At 60.0% G+C, this 18080-nt stretch carries 14 protein-coding genes; 2 read left to right on the top strand and 12 right to left on the bottom strand.

Going from position 1 to position 18080, the window contains the following annotated elements; translation table 11 throughout:
* Positions 1 to 209 precede the first annotated feature (209 nt).
* The 7 genes from U6037_RS26700 to U6037_RS26670 form a co-directional block, all read right to left on the bottom strand.
* Entirely contained in the window at positions 210 to 389 is a 180-nt protein-coding gene (locus tag U6037_RS26700; RefSeq protein ID WP_322845065.1) for a hypothetical protein, read from the bottom strand.
* Positions 386 to 1516: a PepSY-associated TM helix domain-containing protein gene (locus U6037_RS26695; RefSeq protein WP_322845064.1), complete on the bottom strand. Its 1131-nt coding sequence runs from the start codon at positions 1514 to 1516 to the stop codon at positions 386 to 388. Before U6037_RS26695 ends, U6037_RS26700 begins: the two co-directional genes overlap by 4 nt.
* Positions 1517 to 1590: 74 nt before the next feature.
* On the bottom strand, positions 1591 to 4017 hold the full coding sequence (locus U6037_RS26690) for a TonB-dependent siderophore receptor (RefSeq protein WP_322845063.1): 2427 nt from the start codon (positions 4015 to 4017) through the stop codon (positions 1591 to 1593).
* Between the two features lie 208 nt (positions 4018 to 4225).
* A complete protein-coding gene (locus U6037_RS26685) occupies positions 4226 to 5200 on the bottom strand; it encodes a FecR family protein (RefSeq protein ID WP_322845062.1) in 975 nt (324 codons plus the stop codon).
* The gene (locus tag U6037_RS26680; protein WP_322845061.1) at positions 5197 to 5673 is read right to left on the bottom strand and encodes an RNA polymerase sigma factor; all 477 of its coding nucleotides are present in this window, start codon (positions 5671 to 5673) and stop codon (positions 5197 to 5199) included. Before U6037_RS26680 ends, U6037_RS26685 begins: the two co-directional genes overlap by 4 nt.
* 332 nt (positions 5674 to 6005) lie before the next feature.
* Positions 6006 to 6713, bottom strand: coding sequence for a 3'-5' exonuclease (locus U6037_RS26675; protein WP_322845060.1), 708 nt, complete (start codon positions 6711 to 6713; stop codon positions 6006 to 6008).
* Positions 6710 to 8650 carry a putative nucleotidyltransferase substrate binding domain-containing protein gene (locus tag U6037_RS26670; RefSeq protein WP_322845059.1) on the bottom strand — a complete coding sequence of 647 codons (1941 nt, stop codon included), beginning with the start codon at positions 8648 to 8650 and terminating at the stop codon, positions 6710 to 6712. The genes U6037_RS26675 and U6037_RS26670 overlap by 4 nt, the downstream gene beginning before the upstream one ends.
* A 252-nt stretch (positions 8651 to 8902) precedes the next feature.
* Here U6037_RS26670 and U6037_RS26665 point away from each other — a divergent pair, with 252 nt between their 5' ends.
* Entirely contained in the window at positions 8903 to 9349 is a 447-nt protein-coding gene (locus tag U6037_RS26665; RefSeq protein ID WP_322845058.1) for a response regulator, read from the top strand.
* Positions 9350 to 9672: 323 nt separating this feature from the next.
* Here the strand turns inward: U6037_RS26665 and U6037_RS26660 are convergent, their stop codons facing one another.
* Positions 9673 to 11850 carry a malate synthase G gene (locus U6037_RS26660; RefSeq protein ID WP_322845057.1) on the bottom strand — a complete coding sequence of 726 codons (2178 nt, stop codon included), beginning with the start codon at positions 11848 to 11850 and terminating at the stop codon, positions 9673 to 9675.
* Positions 11851 to 12303: 453 nt separating this feature from the next.
* Between U6037_RS26660 and U6037_RS26655 the strand changes: the two genes are divergently transcribed.
* Positions 12304 to 12822 (top strand): glycine cleavage system protein R, encoded by a 519-nt coding sequence (locus U6037_RS26655; RefSeq protein ID WP_322845056.1) that lies wholly within the window; start codon positions 12304 to 12306, stop codon positions 12820 to 12822.
* 223 nt (positions 12823 to 13045) lie between these two features.
* On the opposite strand, the gene rarD is transcribed toward U6037_RS26655, so the two are convergent.
* The 4 genes from rarD to U6037_RS26635 form a co-directional block, all read right to left on the bottom strand.
* Positions 13046 to 13933, bottom strand: a complete 888-nt coding sequence (gene rarD, locus U6037_RS26650; RefSeq protein WP_093429936.1) for an EamA family transporter RarD — start codon at positions 13931 to 13933, stop codon at positions 13046 to 13048.
* A 206-nt stretch (positions 13934 to 14139) separates the two neighbouring features.
* Positions 14140 to 15114, bottom strand: a complete 975-nt coding sequence (locus tag U6037_RS26645) for a serine/threonine protein kinase (protein WP_322845055.1) — start codon at positions 15112 to 15114, stop codon at positions 14140 to 14142.
* Positions 15115 to 15280: 166 nt separating this feature from the next.
* Positions 15281 to 17182, bottom strand: coding sequence for a PhoX family phosphatase (locus tag U6037_RS26640; protein WP_322845054.1), 1902 nt, complete (start codon positions 17180 to 17182; stop codon positions 15281 to 15283).
* Positions 17183 to 17252: 70 nt separating this feature from the next.
* A complete protein-coding gene (locus U6037_RS26635) occupies positions 17253 to 18017 on the bottom strand; it encodes a TOBE domain-containing protein (RefSeq protein ID WP_322845053.1) in 765 nt (254 codons plus the stop codon).
* Positions 18018 to 18080 lie beyond the last annotated feature (63 nt).

Below are 18080 nucleotides of genomic sequence, written 5' to 3'. Positions count from 1 at the left end.
TGGCAAACCTCGGTGATCGTCGAAGAGCAGGTGGTTAGCCTAGTCAGAACCGCGATGGCTGGCGAGGGAATTTATGGCGCCCATCCGGCCGCCATCGCTGGCAAGCCAGCTCCCACAGGTGTTTGCAGTGAACACACATTTCAGGCCCAGCAGAGATTCTTGTGGGAGCTGGCTTGCCAGCGATGAGGCCATCACCGACAGCACAAAAACTACCTGCGCAGCAACAATCCCCTGATCGCCAGAACGGCCGGAACACCCAGCCCAACCCAGCTCAACGCATCCCAAATCCCATCCCCAAGCAACGCCGCAAACAACCCCGCCGCGCTCAGCAGCGCAATCACCATCGGCGTGCTGAACACCTTCCAGAAACTCGACTGACGCGGCTTCATGCAGACGCCTCCGCCCTTTCCACTACAGGTTTGGCCGCTTTGCGCCGCACCACCCACAGATAAACGCCACTGCCGAGCACAATGATCGTCAGCACATCCAGAGTGGCCCAGAGGATTTTCATCGGCATACCGCCGTAGTCACCGAAGTGCAGCGGTTGCGACATGCCCATGGCGTCCATGTACCACGGCCGTTCGGCCACGGCGGTGACTTGCAGTGTTGTGGCATCGATCAGCACCGGCGTCAGCAAGTGCGAGGTCAAATGCGTGCCGCCTTTCATGAACACCGAGTAATGGTGCTCACTGGAAAAGCGTGTGCCGGGGAAGGCAATGAAATCCGGCTTCATCCCCGGTGCCACTTCGGCGGCGATGTCGAGCAGGCGGGTGGCCGGTGCCAGATGCGTCAGCGGCGGGGCATCGCGGTAAGGTTCGATCAGCGCAGTCAGTGCGTCGTTGCGCCAAGCCGCGATCAACAAGTCGGCGCAAGCGCTGATCACACCGGTCACGCCGACCACCAAGGCCCATGTCAGGGTGACCACGCCGATCAGGTTATGCAGGTCGAGCCAGCGCAAGCGGGTGGATTTATCCTGGCGCACCGTGCCGAACTTCAAGCGGCGCATGAACGGCAAATACAGCACCGTTCCAGACACGATGGCCACGACAAACAGCAACCCCATGAACGCCAACAACAACTTGCCCGGCAGCCCGGCAAACATGTCGACGTGCAAGCGCAGGATGAACAGCATCAAGCCGCCGTTGGCTGAAGGGGTTTCCAGCGCTTCACCGGTGCGCGCATCGAGCATGAAGGTGTGCGACGAGTTCGGTTCGGTGCCGGCGGTTTTCGCCATGATGGTCAGCACGGCATTCGGCTCATCGTCATCGAAGCCGAAATACTGCACGACTTCATCCGGGCGATGTTTCTCGGCGGCCTCGACCAGTTGCGCCAGATTCAGGCGCGGTGTGTCGGCCGGCATTTCGCGCACTTCGGGTGCATCGCCGAGCAGATGTTCGATCTCGTGATGGAAAATCAGTGGCAGACCAGTCAGTGCCAGCATCAGCAAAAACACGGTGCAGACCAGGCTGGTCCAGGTGTGGATGAACGACCAGCGACGAATTGTTTTACTTTTCATTTCATGACCTTCAAAAACACCAAAGCCGTCCGCGAAGGACGGCCTGGTCACAGGGCCTGTTTCAGCTCAGTTGCTTACCACTTGTAAGTGGCACTGGCGACGACGCTGCGCTGGTCGCCGTAGTAGCAGTAGAAACCGTCGCAGGTGGAAATGTAGTCCTTGTCGAACAGGTTGGTCGCGTTGAGTGCCAGCGATGCGCCTTTGAGGCTGTTGTCCAGACGGCCGAGGTCGTAATGCACGCTCGCGTCGAACACGGTGTAGGCATCTGCCTTGCCCAGCCAGGTGTTGGCCTTGTCGCCATAGGTGTTGCCGGTGTACCGCACACCACCGCCAATGCCGAAGCCGTCGAGGACGCCGGCGTGCCAGGTGTAATCGGTCCACAGCGACGCTTGCTGGTTCGGCATCAGTTGCAGGCGATTGCCCTTGTCGACGCCATTCTGCACTTCGGATTTGGCCAGGGTATAGGCCGCGATGACTTTGAGGTTGTCGGTGACATCGGAAACCGCTTCCAGCTCCAGGCCTTTGACTTTCACTTCGCCGGTCTGGCTGGTGATCGAGACGTTGTTGACGAAGGTGTTGACCGAGACGTTCTTCTGGGTCAGCTCATACACGGCAGCGGTCAGCAGGGTTTTGCTGCCCGGTGGCTGGTACTTGATGCCCAGTTCCCACTGCTTGCCTTCGGTTGGTTTGAGCGACTCGGTGGACGAGGCGTCGGCACCGGTGGTCGGCTGGAAAGACTCGGCGTACGACAGGTACGGCACGAAACCGTTGTCGAACACGTAGCTGAGCGCGGCGTTGCCGCTGAAGGCCTTGTCGCGCTGGGTGTTGGTGGCATCGCCCTTGTTGATGAACTGGGTGCTGGTGTGCACCCAGTCTTCACGGCCGCCGAGGGTCAGGCGCCACTGGTCGAGAGCCATCTGATCCTGCACGTACAGGCCGGTCTGGTAGGTCTTCTGGTCGTAGTCGTAAAACGCCGTCGAGCGCGCCGGGCGAACGATCGGCTGACCGTAGATCGGCGTGATGACATTGGTGGGCAGGCCATCACCGAAGATCGAGGTGTAGTTGGTGTTGCTGCGCTGGTGATCCAGACCCAGCAGCAGGGTGTGGCGGATGTCACCGGTGGCGAAGTCAGCCTGGAAGTTGTTGTCCACGGCGAACTGGCTGATGTCTTCATCGACGCTGGTGCTGGTGCGGTTTACATTGCCCTGAGCATCGACTTGCGCGAACGGGTAGGAACCCGGCGTCAGCGACTGGAACGACAGATCCGACTTGGTGTAACGCAGGTTCTGCTTGAACTGCCAGACATCGTTCAGACGATGTTCGAAGGCATAGCCCAGCGCGTAGTAGGTGCGATCGTAATATTCCCAGTCCGGATCACCCAGATTCTTGTGATGGGAGATATCGCCGAACGGTGACTTGATCTTGGTGCCCTGCACCGGCAGGAACTGGCTGGTGATGCCGGTATCGTCGCGGGTGAACTGGCTCAACAGGGTGAGCCTGGTGTCGTCGTCGATGTTCCAGGTCAGGCTCGGCGCGATGTTGTAGCGTTTGTTGTCGACGTGATCGACCTGCGTGCCGCTGTCGCGTACTACGCCGCTGAGGCCGTAGAGAAACTGGCCGGCATCGTCGATCTTGCCGGTGCTGGCGAAGTTGATCTGACGGTGATTGTCGCTGCCGTATTGCAACTGGATTTCGCTGCTGGCTTCGGCGCTTGGGCGACGGCTGACCATGTCGAGCAGGCCACCCGGCGGGGTCTGGCCGTAAACCGAGGAGGCCGGGCCGCGCAGCAGGGCGAGACGGTCGAGATTCCAGGTTTCCTGTTTCGGGTTGGCGTACACACCTTTTGGCAACGGCAGGCCGTCGAGGAACTGGGTCGGCTCGAAACCGCGTACGCGCAACCAGTCGGCGCGGGTGTCGCTGCCATAGCTGCTGGCGGTGATACCCGGCATGTAGCGCACGGCGTCATCGAGGCTGTGCACGCTGCGGTCGTCCATTTGCTGGCGAGTAGCGACGGAAATCGAACGCGGTGCTTCGACCAGCGCGGTGTCGGTCTTGGTGCCGGCGGCAGTGCGGGTGGCGGTGTAGCCTTCGACCGGGCCCCAGGCACTTTCGAGGTTTTCCACGCCGATGACCGAAGTTTCCGGCAGCGCCATGACACCTTCAGGCACGGCAACCAGGGTGTAAGTGCCGGTGCTGCTTTGCTCCAGTTGCAGACCGGTGCCACGCAGCGCCGCGCGCAGGGCGCCAGCCGCATCGTATTGGCCGCTCACCAGGGCCGAGGTCTTGCCCGCTGCCAGCGACGGATTCAGGGACAGGGCAATGCCGCCCTGGCTGGCGATCTGGTTGAGGGTGGTCGACAGGGGCGCCGCCGGCAGGTTGTACGCGCGCACGCTCGACGCTTGTTCAGCGGCGAGCAACGGACTGCTGATCAGCGGCGCACTGAGCGCGATGGCGACAGCCAGCAGACTGGGGCGCAACAAGGTGTCTAGCGAACGGGACATACGGCGGCTCCTGAATGGAAATATTTCTCAATTGCCTGTGTGCCGGATGAAAAGCAAAAAGTGATAGGGCTGGATGAAAATAATTTCGATTTAGGGGAAATAGCGTTGTAGCGGATGACGCCATCGCGAGCAGGCTCACTCCTACAGGGGAACGTATTTCAACTGTAGGAGTGAGCCTGCTCGCGATAGCAATAGCTCAGCCGCCACATCACTCAGGCTTGATATCAGCCTTCGCGACGGTCACCCAATACGGCGTATGCCGCTCGATCTGCACCGGCAGGGTCGGCAGCAGCGCGCTCAAGGCTTTGTCGGTGTCATGCAGCGGGAAACTGCCGGTAATCCGCAGGTCCGCCACGTCCGGCGCCACGCCCAGATGCCCGCGACGATAACGCCCTAGTTCATGCACCAGATCGCCGAGGCGCGCGTTATCCACCACCAGCATGCCGCGCGTCCAGGCATCGGCGCCGGGGTTGAGCGCGACGATCGAACCCAATCCATCACTGCGTAGCAGCACTTGCTGGCCTTCATGGAGAATTTGTTCTTCTGGGTTGGATTGCGGGTGCGCCGCGACCGCCGACTGCAACACACTCAAGCGTGTGCCCTGTTCTTCACGCTTGACCAAAAAACGCGTACCCAAGGCGCGCATGCTGCCTTCACGGGTTTCAACGATGAACGGGCGCGGATCGCCGTGACCGGTCTCGACGAGAATTTCGCCTTCCTGCAACACGATCAGTCGGCGTGTCTCATCGAAACGCACGTCCACCGCACTGTGGGTGTTGAGATTCAGCACGGTGCCATCAGCCAGGCGCACGGTGCGCTGCTCACCGGTCGCGGTGCGCTGATCGGCGAGCCAGTAATCCAGCGGCATAAACCGTTCACTGGCGAACAGCCCCAGACCCGCGATCACCACGACGCTGGCAATACCACTGCCGAACTTGCGCACTCGACGGCGAACACCCTCGCGTGATTGCAGCAAGGCACTGCGAGCCGGGCCTTTGGCGACGCTGAAACGCTGATCGAGCATGCCCAGTTGCTGCCAGGCGCGGGCGTGTTCTTCATTGGCCGCGTGCCATTTGGCGAACTCTTCGCGCTCCAGCGGACTGCTCGAATCGAGGGTCAGTTGCCAGGCAATCGCCGCGTCCAGCACATGGGCCGGCACCGGTCTGGAATTGGCCGGACTCATGTCGGTTCCCCGTACAGGGCGACGTAGCACTGACGAATCCCTTGCGCCAGATACTGACGCACACGCGGCACCGAAACGCCGAGCTTGTCGGCAATCTCGGCATGGCCGAGGCCGTCGAGGCGGTTATAAAGGAAAGCGGCGCGGGCCTTGGTCGACAGTTTGCCGAGCAAGCGGTCGATGGCTTTGAGGTCTTCGAGGATCATTTGCTGTTCTTCCACCGAAGGTTGTTCACCCTCGGGGATCAGCATCAATTCGGTGAGGTAGGCCTGTTCCAGCGCAGCGCGGCGGAAATAGTCGAACAACAAGCCTTTGGCGATCGCCACCAGAAAGGCGCGCGGTTCGCGGGGGGTCAGCATTTCGTCGCGACCGAGCAGGCGCACAAAGGTGTCCTGACTCAGGTCTTCGGCACGCTCTGGGCACGCCACATTGCGCCGCAACCATGCCAGCAGCCAACCGCGATGGTCACGATACATCGCACCGACGAGCTCACTGTTAGGGCTTGGGACTGACGACACCGGACATCACCGATTGGGAAATGTTAACTAACGCGAATTGTTCGCGATTGTGGCAGAGGTGGGAATGGTTAGCAATTGGCCACTGGTCGGGTGGGCGTTTAAAGGCGGGCCCTCACCCTAGCCCTCTCCCAGAGGGAGAGGGGACCGATCGGAGGATATTCTGGAGGTACACCGACCTGAGCGATCTTCAGTGAATCCATAATCGACTCGGTCTTTCAGGTCGATATAAAGCGTCAGACACTTCGGTCGGCCCCCTCTCCCTCCGGGAGAGGGCTGGGGTGAGGGTGCTTCTAAAAAGAAGGCGCCTGCTGCCGCCGCTTCCACTGACTCAACCGCTGCTGCAAATTCAACGGGCTATGAATCTGCTGCCCCCGCGCCCGGCTAAACAGAATCAACGCCAGCTCCGCCGTCGCCAATGCATCGGCACTCGCGTTATGCCGCTCGAACACTTCGAGCTTGAACCAGTCGATCCACTCATCTAGGCCGGCCTCACGAATGTGCGCCTGCGGACACACCAGCGGTGCAATGTCGGCGACATCAAGAAACACCTGCTGCAACTTGTGCCCCAGATGCTCCTTCAACGCACGTCCAAGCATGTGTTGGTCGAACGGCGCATGAAACGCCAGCACCGGGCTGTCTCCGACAAACTCCATGAACTCCAACAGTGCCTCGGCCGGTTCACTGCCCGCCGCAATCGCATTCGGCCCCAGACCGTGAATCAACACGCTGGGGCTGAGCTTCAATTCGCGACACTGCAGCGTGCGTTCGAACTGCTGGCTGAAGTCGATCGCGCCATCCTCGATCACCACCGCACCAATCGACAACACACGATCCTTGTTCAGATTCAGCCCGGTGGTTTCCAGATCCAGCACCACCCAGCGCTGTTCGCGCAGCGTGCATTCGCTCAGCTCGGTGATCGCCGGCAGCTTCGCCAGACGCTGCTGTAAATCCACCGGCACCACCGCACTCGCCGGGCGTAGCCACGAAAACAGACTCATAGCTGATACCGCAAGGTCAGGCTGCTTTGCAGGCGCTGGGCCTGGCGCAGGGATTCACGCAGGATGCGCCGGTCGAGGTGATTGAGGCTGTCCGGGTCTACGCGGTTGGAATAGGGCAGATTCTCGCGAGTCTGCAACTGATGCTGCTGCATGCGCGTCTGCTGAATGAAGTGATAGGCCTCTTCATACGCCGCGCCATCCAGGCGCTCGATGACTTCTTTCTCGACCAACTGACGGAAGCGCTCAAGGGTGTTGTTGGCGTCGATGCCGTTGGCCAGCGCCAGCAGTCGCGCGCCATCCACGAACGGCGTCAGCCCCTGCACCTTGAGATCCAGTGTGGCTTTCTCGCCGTTCTTGCGCGCCAGCACAAACTCACGGAAACGTCCCACCGGTGGACGATTGCGCAGGGCGTTTTCGGCCATCATGCGCTGGAACAAACGGTTGTCGCCGACCTGATCGAGGATGCCTCGGCGCAGTTGTTCACAGCCTTGTTCATCACCCCAGACCACGCGCAAGTCGAAATAAATGCTCGACCCGAGCAGATTCTCCGGCGTCGCCTCACGAATAAACGCCGCAAAGCGTCGCGCCCATTCCGCTCGCGACAGACATAGCTCGGGGTTGCCGGCCATGATGTTGCCCTTGCACAGGGTGAAGCCGCACAGCGCCAGACTCTGGTTGATCTGCTGCGCAATCGGCAGCAGCTTGCCGCGAATCTCCGCTGCATGTGCTGCGTCCCGCGCGTCGAACAGAATGCCGTTGTCCTGATCGGTGTGCAGCGTTTGCTCGCGGCGGCCTTCGCTGCCGAAACACAGCCAGCTGAACGGAATGCCGGGGTCGCCTTTTTCCGCGAGGGTCAGTTCGATCACGCGGCACACGGTGTGATCGTTGAGCAGGGTAATGATGTGGGTGATCTGCGTCGAAGAGGCACCGTGAGCGAGCATGCGTTCGACCAGTTGGCCGATCTCGCCGCGCAGACTCACCAGTTGTTCGACACGCTGAGCGCTGCGAATCGTCCGCGCCAGATGCACCAGATCGACCCGTTGCAGTGAAAACAGATCGCGCTCGGAGACCACGCCGCACAGGCGTTGATCCTTGACCAGGCAGACATGCGCGATGTGCCGCTCGGTCATGGCAATCGCCGCATCGAAGGCACTGTGATCCGGCGAAAGATAAAAGGGCGAACGCGTCATGTGGCGTTCGATGGCTTCGCTGAAATCACCAACACCTTCAGCCACCACATGGCGTAAATCGCGCAGGGTGAAAATTCCCAACGGCGCCTTGTGTTCATCCACGGCGACGATGCTGCCGACCTGTTGCTCGTGCATCAATCTCACCGCTTCCCGCAACGGCGTGTCGGGGCTGCAGGTCACCGGGTGACGCATCGCCAGTTCGCCGAGTCGGGTGTTCAGCGAGTATTGCGTGCCGAGGGTTTCCACGGCTTTCTGCTGCACTTGCTGATTGACCTGATCGAGCAGACTGCTGACCCCACGCAAGGCGAAATCGCGGAATGTGCTGGAAAGGGCGAACAGTTTGATGAACGCCAGTTTGTTCAGTTGCAGACAGAAGGTGTCTTCGCCGGCTAGGTGCTCGGTGCGCGTCGCGCGTTCGCCGAGCAGTGCTGCCAGCGGAAAGCATTCGCCGGTGGTGATTTCAAACGTGGTCTCGGTGCCGGGTTTGGTGATGTGCTGACGTTCGCCGACCACCCGGCCCTGCTTGACGATATGAAAGTGTTCGACCGGGCCATCGGCGGGTTTGATGATGCTCTCGCCCTGAGCGTAAAAGCGCAGTTGGCATTGCTCCACCAGATACGCGAGGTGGGCGTGTTCCATCTGATTGAAGGGCGGGAAGCGCTGGAGGAATTGCAGGGTGCCCTGAATGTTCTGCAATACCGCGGTTTTCCCTGCCTGGGTGAAGGCGTCCGCTTTACTCATAACCATTACCGCAGTCTTTTTTGAATTGTTGTTGTCGGATCGTTGCGGCCATGGTCGACCCCTACGGACAGGGTGCCCATTGGACGTAAGTCTATGTTTTGCCACCATTGGCGCAGTTTCGGAGATGCCCTACGCAAACAGTCGGAAATTCCCTGGTTTACCCCCTTGGGAAAAAATCCGACGAAGTGCACATTGAAGCTCTGCCCAGCGATGTCTGACCACTTGCCAAGGGATTGTTTTGAACATTTAGAGAACGCCATGTCCGACCACGATATTTTGAGCGATGCCGAGCGGGAAGCGCTCAGTGCAGTCATGCTCGAACCTGATCTGCCGCCGCAGCGTGTATTGATCGTTGACGACGACAAGGATGCTCGTGAGCTGTTGTCGGAGATTCTTGCGTTGGATGGCATTCGTTGCATGACTGCTGCCAGTGGTGAAACGGCGCTGAAGATGCTTGAAGAAAAGCCTTCGATCGGGCTGGTCATTACCGATCTGCGCATGGGCAATATCGATGGTCTGGATCTGATCCGTCAGGTGCGTGAGTCGGTGCGGGCGGCGATGCCAATCATCATTGTTTCCGGCGATGCCGATGTGAAGGATGCGATCGCGGCGATGCATTTGAGTGTGGTGGATTTTCTGCTCAAGCCGATTGATACGGGCAAGTTGTTGGCGCTGGTGAAACATGAATTGGGGATAGAACCTTAAGAGCCCCTCACCCTAACCCTCTCCCAGAGGGAGAGGGGACTGACCGAGGTGGATGTGCAAGATACGCCGACCTGAAACTCCTCAGTCGAACTCAGGTTTTGAAAAGCACCAAGATCTGCTCCCTTGCCCCTCTACCCTTGGCAATTCCTGAGTCGAGCTCAGATGTTGAAAAGCATACAGATCTGCTCCCTTTCCCCCTCGCCCCCTTGGGGGAGAGGGCTGGGGTGAGGGGGATGGATCGCAAGCCGACCACAAAACCCGACCCCGCCACAAACAAAAAAGCCCTGATCTCTCGACCAGGGCTTTTTCACATCAGCGCAAATTTACAGGCCGTTGGCAGCCTTGAACTCGCGACGACGACGGTGCAGCACCGGCTCGGTGTAACCGTTCGGCTGCTGGGTGCCTTCAACCACCAGTTCGACCGCCGCCTGGAAGGCGATGTTGCTGTCGAAGTTCGGGGCCAGCGGACGGTACAGCGGGTCGTTGGCGTTCTGACGATCCACCACCGGCGCCATGCGCTTGAGGCTTTCCATCACTTGCGCTTCGGTGACCACACCGTGGCGCAGCCAGTTGGCGATGTGCTGGCTGGAGATACGCAGCGTGGCACGGTCTTCCATCAGGCCGACGTCATTGATGTCCGGCACTTTCGAGCAACCCACGCCCTGGTCGATCCAGCGCACCACGTAACCGAGAATGCCCTGGGCGTTGTTGTCCAGTTCGTTCTTGATCTGCTCTGGCGTCCAGTTCGGGTTGACGGCCAACGGGATAGTCAGGATGTCGTCGACGGACGCGCGAGCACGTTTGGCCAGTTCGGCCTGACGGGCGAACACGTCAACCTTGTGGTAGTGCAGCGCGTGCAGCGCAGCAGCTGTTGGCGACGGAACCCAAGCGGTGTTGGCGCCGGCCAGCGGGTGGGCGATTTTCTGCTCGAGCATCGCGGCCATCAGATCCGGCATGGCCCACATGCCTTTACCGATTTGCGCGCGACCTTGCAGGCCGGTGCTCAGACCGATATCGACGTTCCAGTTTTCGTAGGCGCCGATCCACTTCTCAGCTTTCATGTCGGCCTTGCGCACAACCGGGCCGGCTTCCATGGAGGTGTGGATTTCGTCGCCGGTACGGTCGAGGAAACCGGTGTTGATGAACACCACGCGCTCGCTGGCCGCCTTGATGCAGGCCTTGAGGTTGACCGTGGTACGGCGTTCCTCGTCCATGATCCCGACTTTCAGCGTATTGCGCTTCAGGCCCAACACGTCTTCGATGCGACCGAACAACTCGTTGGTGAACGCCGCTTCTTCCGGGCCATGCATCTTCGGTTTAACGATGTAGACGGAACCTGTGCGGGTGTTGCGACGCGAGGTGTTGCCGTTGAGGTTGTGCATCGCCGCGAGGCAAGTGACCAGACCGTCGAGGATGCCTTCCGGCACTTCGTTACCGTCTTTGTCGAGGATCGCGTCGATGGTCATCAGGTGACCAACGTTACGCACGAACAGCAGCGAACGACCGTGCAACGTCACTTCACCGCCATTCGGCGCGGCGTAGGTCCGATCCGGGTTCATGGTGCGGGTGAACGTCTGACCGCCCTTGGATACGGATTCCGCGAGGTCGCCCTTCATCAGGCCGAGCCAGTTGCGGTAGATCACCACTTTGTCGTCAGCATCGACGGCGGCGACGGAGTCCTCGCAGTCCATGATGGTGGTCAGTGCCGCTTCCATCAGGATGTCTTTGACGCCGGCAGCGTCGGTCTGGCCAACCGGGGTGGTGGCGTCGACCTGGATTTCGAAATGCAGACCGTTGTGTTTCAGCAGGATCGCGATTGGCGCATTGGCGTCGCCCTGGAAACCGATCAGTTGTGCATCGTCGCGCAGGCCAGTGTTGCTGCCGCCCTTGAGGGTGACCAGCAATTTGCCGTCAGCGATTTTGTAGGCGGTCGAATCGACATGGGAGCCAGCAGCCAATGGCGCAGCTTCGTCGAGGAAGGCACGGGCGAAGGCGATGACTTTGTCGCCACGCACCTTGTTGTAGCCTTTGCCTTTTTCCGCGCCACCTTCTTCGCTGATCGCGTCGGTGCCGTAGAGGGCGTCATACAGCGAACCCCAGCGGGCGTTCGAGGCATTGAGAGCGAAGCGGGCGTTCATCACCGGCACAACGAGTTGCGGACCGGCGGTACGGGCGATTTCATCATCGACATTTTGCGTCGTTGCCTGGAAATCAGCCGCTTCTGGCAGCAGATAACCGATTTCTTGCAGGAAGGCTTTATAGGCCACGGCGTCGTGCGCCTGACCGTTGCGTTCCTGGTGCCAGGCATCAATGCGCGCCTGGAAGTCATCGCGTTTGGCGAGTAGGGCTTTGTTCTTCGGCGCCAGGTCATGAATGACCTTGTCGGCACCTTCCCAGAATTTTTCGGCGGTGAGGCCGGTACCGGGAATGGCTTCGTTGTTCACGAAGTCGAACAGGACTTTGGCGACCTGCAGGCCACCGACTTGAACGTGTTCAGTCATTGCTTGCCTCACTCTGCTCAGCTATTTCGCTTTTCAGCTCTTCAATTTGACAATGAAGCCTCTGGCCATTTAAACCACAAACCTGCCGACCAGTACATGCCATTGCTGGCGGCTGGGCTGGGACCAATCAACGGCTTGGGGCCTTGCTGACGGGGCTTTCAGGGTTGCGAATGTGCCTTGGGCAGACATCGATCCAGCGTTATGTAGTGCGCGCTGCGGCATACTACATGATGAGTTGCGCTTGTGAAAATCAGACTAATAACGTCGTTCTGCGACCTCATGACGCATTGCAGTCACGTCGCGGAACGGGATGTTCTCAAAAAACAGCTGGATTGTTCCAGTTAAATATAAAAAGTTGTACACGATTTGTCGTTTCGGGCGTCAGAGGCGCCTGACCATCCCTTGCCTATACTTGCTCTTCTATAACAAAAGTCGTGACAAGAGGGCTGCGCCATGGACCATCTCGTACTCACTGTTTTCGCCCCGGACAAGCCCGGACAGGTCGAGCGCATCGCCCAATGCATTGCCGAGCATGGCGGCAACTGGCTGGAAAGCCGCATGTCGCGGATGGCCGGGCAGTTCGCCGGGATTCTTCGGGTGGGCGTGCCGGCAGAGGCTTACGATGAATTAGTCGATGCCTTACATGCACTGTCGACTCATGGCATCCGCGTGCTGATCGCCGAAAGTGGTATCGAGCAGTCTTGCACCTGGAAACCGATCGCCATGGACCTGGTGGGTAATGATCGTCCGGGAATCGTGCGCGATATCACACGGTTGTTGAGCGAGCAGGGTGTGAATCTGGAAAGGCTGGTCACGGAAGTGCGTCCGGCGCCGATGAGCAGCGAGCCGTTGTTTCACGCCGAGGCGATTCTCGCGGTGCCGCTGACCTTGTCGCTCGACGTCTTGCAGTCGCGTCTGGAAACCCTGGCCGATGATCTGATGGTGGAACTGGTGTTACGCACAGACGTTTAAGCGCCGATCAGGTTATCCAGTTTAAACGTGCACCTGCCTGTGGATAACCTGTAGAGACACCCCGCAACGCGAGGCCCGCCGTGGCTTTGCAGCAGGTGATCAAAAAACCGCCAATATTCAGTGACTTGCACACAAACGGCGGGGATCACGCTGTGGATAACCTTGGGAAGGAACGATGCAGGCCACGAGAATCGTGGCCTGTGAAGGTTTGTGCGTTTTTTGATCAGCTGCGCCGACGCAAACTGATCACCGCATCGACGCTATAAACGGCCAGACCGGCCCAGATGAAGATAAACGCCACCAGTGTGCTGGACGATAGATGCTCACCGAACAGCAACACCGCTTGCAACAGCACCAGGGTCGGCGCCAGGTATTGCAGGAAGCCGATCGTGGTGTACGGCAAGTGACGCGTGGCGGCGTTGAAGCACACCAGCGGCACCAACGTGACCGGTCCGGCGGCCACCAGCCACCAGGCTTGCGAAGTCGTCCAGAACTCAGGCTGAGCGCTGGTTGCGGTCTGGTTGAACAGCAGCCAGGCGATGGCAATCGGCACCAGCATCCAGGTCTCCACTACCAGCCCCGGCAACGCCTTGACTGGCGCCTGTTTGCGGATCAGACCGTAAAAGCCGAACGTCAACGCCAGCACCAGCGACACCCACGGCAGACTGCCGACCTGCCACACCTGTTGCGCGACACCAACCGCTGCCAGACCGACCGCGAGCCACTGCATCCGGCGCAGGCGTTCGCCGAGAATCAACATCCCCAACAGCACGTTTACCAACGGGTTGATGTAATAACCGAGGCTCGCTTCGAGCATGCGTCCATTGTTTACCGACCATACGTAAGTCAGCCAATTGGCTGCGATCAGCGTTCCGCTCAAGGCAAGAATCGCCAGTCGCTTGGGATTGTCGAGCAGCTCGCGCAGCCAGCCCGGGTGTTTCCACACCATCAGCAGCAGCGCACCAAACAGCGCCGACCACAACACCCGATGGATGATGATCTCGACGGCCGGCACTTCGGCGATGGCTTTGAAGTAGATCGGGAACAGGCCCCAGATGATGTAGGCACTCAGGCCCAGAATGTACCCGCGACGCGGGTTGGCGGCTTGCATGCAGAATCCTTGCTCAGGCAGCTAACAAAGGAGGGATTGTAAGGAGGTTTGTCTACGAATGCCTTAGAGGATAGGTCGGGAAATTGTGAACACCGAACAACTGTAGGAGTGAGCCTGCTCGCGATAGCACTCTGACATTCAACATTTTCGTTGACTGATAAAACGCTATCGCGAGCAGGCTCACTCCTACAGAGGATGGAGGTGGATCAGAAGAGTTTCAGTGGTTCTTCGTTAAGCGCGGACAGTTGCTCACGCAACGCCAACACCTGATCGCCCCAATAACGCTCGGTGCCGAACCACGGAAAGCTGTGCGGGAACGCCGGATCATCCCAGCGCCGCGCCAGCCAGGCGCTGTAGTGCATCAGGCGCAGGGCGCGCAGCGGTTCGATCAGCGCCAGCTCACGCGGGTCGAAATCGTGGAACTCGTTGTAGCCATCCATCAATTCCGACAACTGCCCCAGGCATTCCTGACGATCACCGGCGAGCATCATCCAGATGTCCTGTACCGCCGGGCCCATGCGGCAGTCGTCGAGGTCGACGATGTGGAACATCTCATCGCGGCACATCATGTTGCCGGGGTGGCAATCGCCGTGCATGCGGATGTTCTGGTGCGGCGTGTTGGCGTAGGCATCTTCCACACGCTTGAGCAGGTCGCGGGCGACCGACTCGTAGGCCGGCAGCAGGCTTTTCGGAATGAAATTGCCTTCGAGCAAAGTGTTCAGCGAGGCGTGGCCGAAGTTCTGCACGGCGAGGGCTTCACGGTGTTCGAACGGCTTGGTCGCGCCAACCGCGTGAATCCGCCCGAGCAACTGGCCGAGGCGATACAGCTGATCAAGATTGCCCGGCTCTGGCGCACGGCCGCCACGACGGGGGAACAGGGTGAAGCGGAAACCTGCGTGCTCGTGCAGGGTTTCGCCGTTGTGGATCAACGGCGCCACGACGGGGATTTCGACGCCGGCCAGTTCGAAGGTGAACTTGTGCTCTTCGAGGATGGCTTCGTTGGTCCAGCGCTGCGGGCGGTAGAACTTGGCGATCAGCGGTTCGGAGTCTTCGATGCCGACCTGATAGACGCGGTTTTCGTAGCTGTTGAGCGCCAGAATGCGCGCATCGCTCAGGAACCCGATGCTTTCAACGGCATCAAGGACGAGGTCGGGTGTGAGGGTTTCAAACGGGTGGGCCATGCTGACTCCTGCGCGCAGCAGGCTGCCGCGTCCGGCCCAGCATGGTAGCGCAGATGGCAGCGGGGGAGTTGGTTGGTGTCTGTGCTGACGCCATCGCTGGCAAGCCAGCTCCCACATTTGGAATGCCATCCCTTGTGGGAGCGAGCCTGCTCGCGAAAGCGCTTTATCAGGCGCCGACGATCCCGCCATCCTCACGGGTAATCGCCATCACCGAAGACCGCGGCTTGCCATTCGGCAAATGCTCGGGGAAGGTCGAACCACCGTTCTCCCCCGGATGCTGTATCCCGACAAACAGGGTTTTCTGATCCGGCGAGAAACTGATCCCGGTGACTTCACAACCAATCGGCCCGACCATGAACCGGCGAATCTCACCGGTCTTCGGATCGGCGCAGAGCATCTGGTTATTGCCCATCCCGGCAAAATCCCCGGCATTGCTCGAGTCACCATCGGTGAGAATCCACAAGCGCCCAGCCTTGTCGAAGCCCAAGCCATCCGGGCTGTTGAACATGTTCTGCGGGGTGATGTTCTTTGAGCCGCCCTTCGGCGTCCCGGCGTGCACGCCCGGGTTGCCAGCGACCACAAACAGATCCCAGGCAAACGTCTTCGAAGCGTGATCGTCGCGGTCGGTGCGCCAGCGCAGGATCTGCCCGTAGACGTTCTTCTCGCGCGGGTTCGGCCCACCGACTGGTTGCCCGTCTTCGCCGCGTTTGGCGTTGTTGGTCAGGGTGCAATAAACCTGGCCGTCCTTGGGGCTGACGACGATCCATTCCGGGCGGTCCATGCGCGTTGCGCCAACAACGCTGGCGGCGAGGCGCGCATGGATCAGCACTTCGGCCTGATCGGCGAAACCGCTGCTGGCGTCGATACCGTTTTTGCCGTGGGTCAGCTCGATCCACTGGCCTTGGCCTTTCGGGTGATCGGGGTTGCTGTCGCCGTTGTCGAATTTCGCCACGTACAAGGTGCCGTGATCGAGGATGTCGCGGTTGGCCTTGGCGTTGCGGTGGTTGATGCGGTCGCGGCTGACGAATTTGTAGATGAATTCGCCACGCTCGTCGTCGCCCATGTACACCACGGCGCGGCCGTCATCGGTCTCGGCCAGTGCGGCGTTTTCATGCTTGAAGCGGCCCAGCGCTGTGCGTTTGACCGGGGTCGATTGCGGATCGAACGGATCGATCTCGACCACCCAGCCGTGACGGTTGAGTTCGTTGGGGTTTTTCGCCATGTCGAAACGCGGGTCGTACGGGTGCCAGTTGATTTCGCGGCTGGCGGCCGAGACACCGTAGCGCTTTTGCGCCGGGTCGAATTGCTGCTGGGCATTGCTGCTGCCGAAGCAGTCGGTGAAGTTTTCTTCACAGGTCAGGTAAGTGCCCCACGGGGTTTTGCCGTTGGCGCAGTTCTGGAAGGTGCCGAGGACTTTTTTACCGTGCTTGTCGGCAGCGGTCTTCATCAGATCGTGACCGGCCGCCGGGCCGCTGATGCGCAGCGGCGAGTTGCCGTGAATGCGGCGGTTGTAGCGCGAACCCTGAACGAACTGCCACTGACCGTTCTTGCGTTGCACTTCAATCACCGAAACGCCTTCGCAGGCCAGTGCCTTGCGCACGTCTTCGGCCGATTGCGGCATGCCGCCGTGCGGGTAGAGGTAGCGGTAGTTGGTGTATTCGTTGTTGATCGCCATCAACGCGCGGTTGCGGTCGTCGGGGAAGGCGAACAGGCTCATGCCGTCGTTGTTGTCGCCGAACTGCACTTCCTGTGCGGCAGCGGTGCCGTTACCGCTCGGGTCGAAAGCCGGGCCGTTTTTCTGCAATGGCTGGCCCCAACTGATCAGCACCGAAGACTTGTAGCCCTTGGGTAGGCTGATGACGTCGGTGGTCGCAGCGGGAATGCTCTCGAAACCGAGCAAGCGACTGTTACCGGCGCTGACGCCGGTGGCCAGCGCGCTGCGGCTCAACAGGCTGCCGCCGAGGAACATTGCCGCACCGCACAGCGCACCGGCGCCGATGAAACCACGACGGCTGAGGCCGACCATTTTTTCCAGGTCAGTGGATTGGTTTTCTTCTAATAGGCTCACATCAGGCTCCCTGCTTGGTTTTGGCAGCCACCTTAATGAGCGTCGATGACGCTTTCGTTGCAGCGCCTGATTACAGCGGCGTGCCGATCAGCACATTGGACGGCGAAAACTGCACCTGCACCGGTTGGTCCACGCTCAGCCCGCGCGTGCGCAAGTCCAGTGGTTCCGCCAGGGCGCAGAGGGTATGGCCGTTGGGCAAAGTAATGCGCACTTCGCTCGGGCCGTCCTCGGCATCAAGAATCGCTTCGATAGTGCCTTTGAGAAGATTGTGTCCAGACGTTACAGATTGCTCGGTGCTCAGCAATTCCAGCCAGCCGGCCTTGATCAACGCGACCACTTCGGTGCCGGCTTGCAGCTCCAGATGCACGGTGCTGTCGTGGGTGATCTGCGCGTCGAGGCACAGCCCTTCGGCTAGTTCGAGGCGGATCAGATCGTTGCGGCCCTGCGCTTCGATCGCCACGACTTTGCCGTGCAATTGATTGCGCGCGCTGGTTCTGAGCATCAACCGACCGAGCAGGTCGAGGTCGCTGGCGTCTTCGGCCGCTTCCAATACCTGCGCCTGCAAGGCTTGCAGCTTTTGATAAAGACGCAGGACGCGTTTGCCTTCGCTGGAGAGTTTCGCGCCACCGCCGCCCTTGCCACCGACGGCACGCTCGACCAGCGGTTTATGTGCGAGGTTGTTCAGCTCATCGATGGCATCCCACGCCGCTTTGTAACTCAGACCTGCGCTTTTCGCCGCGCGGGTGATCGAGCCCTGTTCGGCGATGTGTTGCAGCAGCGCGATGCGCTGCGGACGGCGGACGATGTGCTGGGACAGCAGGGAGGGCATGGACATGGATGGGTGCTTTTTAGCTGTGGCGGTGGAGGGTGAAGTTGGCCGCTTGTAACGCGAGAGTCA

This window comes from Pseudomonas sp. B33.4, from assembly GCF_034555375.1.
In the GTDB taxonomy this organism is placed as follows: domain Bacteria; phylum Pseudomonadota; class Gammaproteobacteria; order Pseudomonadales; family Pseudomonadaceae; genus Aquipseudomonas.
The sequence above is the reverse complement of the archived record's forward strand: the minus strand, read 5'-3'. Positions and strand labels throughout refer to the sequence as shown.

What these genes read in the sequence shown, in the direction of transcription:
- U6037_RS26635 (WP_322845053.1), bottom strand. Translation starts at nt 18,017, where the DNA reads ATGTCCATGCCCTCCCTGCTGTCCCAGCACATCGTCCGCCGTCCGCAG.
- U6037_RS26665 (WP_322845058.1), top strand. Translation starts at nt 8,903, where the DNA reads ATGTCCGACCACGATATTTTGAGCGATGCCGAGCGGGAAGCGCTCAGT.
- U6037_RS26645 (WP_322845055.1), bottom strand. Translation starts at nt 15,114, where the DNA reads ATGGCCCACCCGTTTGAAACCCTCACACCCGACCTCGTCCTTGATGCC.
- U6037_RS26695 (WP_322845064.1), bottom strand. Translation starts at nt 1,516, where the DNA reads ATGAAAAGTAAAACAATTCGTCGCTGGTCGTTCATCCACACCTGGACC.
- U6037_RS26670 (WP_322845059.1), bottom strand. Translation starts at nt 8,650, where the DNA reads ATGGTTATGAGTAAAGCGGACGCCTTCACCCAGGCAGGGAAAACCGCG.
- U6037_RS26675 (WP_322845060.1), bottom strand. Translation starts at nt 6,713, where the DNA reads ATGAGTCTGTTTTCGTGGCTACGCCCGGCGAGTGCGGTGGTGCCGGTG.
- U6037_RS26690 (WP_322845063.1), bottom strand. Translation starts at nt 4,017, where the DNA reads ATGTCCCGTTCGCTAGACACCTTGTTGCGCCCCAGTCTGCTGGCTGTC.
- U6037_RS26660 (WP_322845057.1), bottom strand. Translation starts at nt 11,850, where the DNA reads ATGACTGAACACGTTCAAGTCGGTGGCCTGCAGGTCGCCAAAGTCCTG.
- U6037_RS26680 (WP_322845061.1), bottom strand. Translation starts at nt 5,673, where the DNA reads ATGTATCGTGACCATCGCGGTTGGCTGCTGGCATGGTTGCGGCGCAAT.
- U6037_RS26655 (WP_322845056.1), top strand. Translation starts at nt 12,304, where the DNA reads ATGGACCATCTCGTACTCACTGTTTTCGCCCCGGACAAGCCCGGACAG.
- rarD (WP_093429936.1), bottom strand. Translation starts at nt 13,933, where the DNA reads ATGCAAGCCGCCAACCCGCGTCGCGGGTACATTCTGGGCCTGAGTGCC.
- U6037_RS26685 (WP_322845062.1), bottom strand. Translation starts at nt 5,200, where the DNA reads ATGAGTCCGGCCAATTCCAGACCGGTGCCGGCCCATGTGCTGGACGCG.
- U6037_RS26700 (WP_322845065.1), bottom strand. Translation starts at nt 389, where the DNA reads ATGAAGCCGCGTCAGTCGAGTTTCTGGAAGGTGTTCAGCACGCCGATG.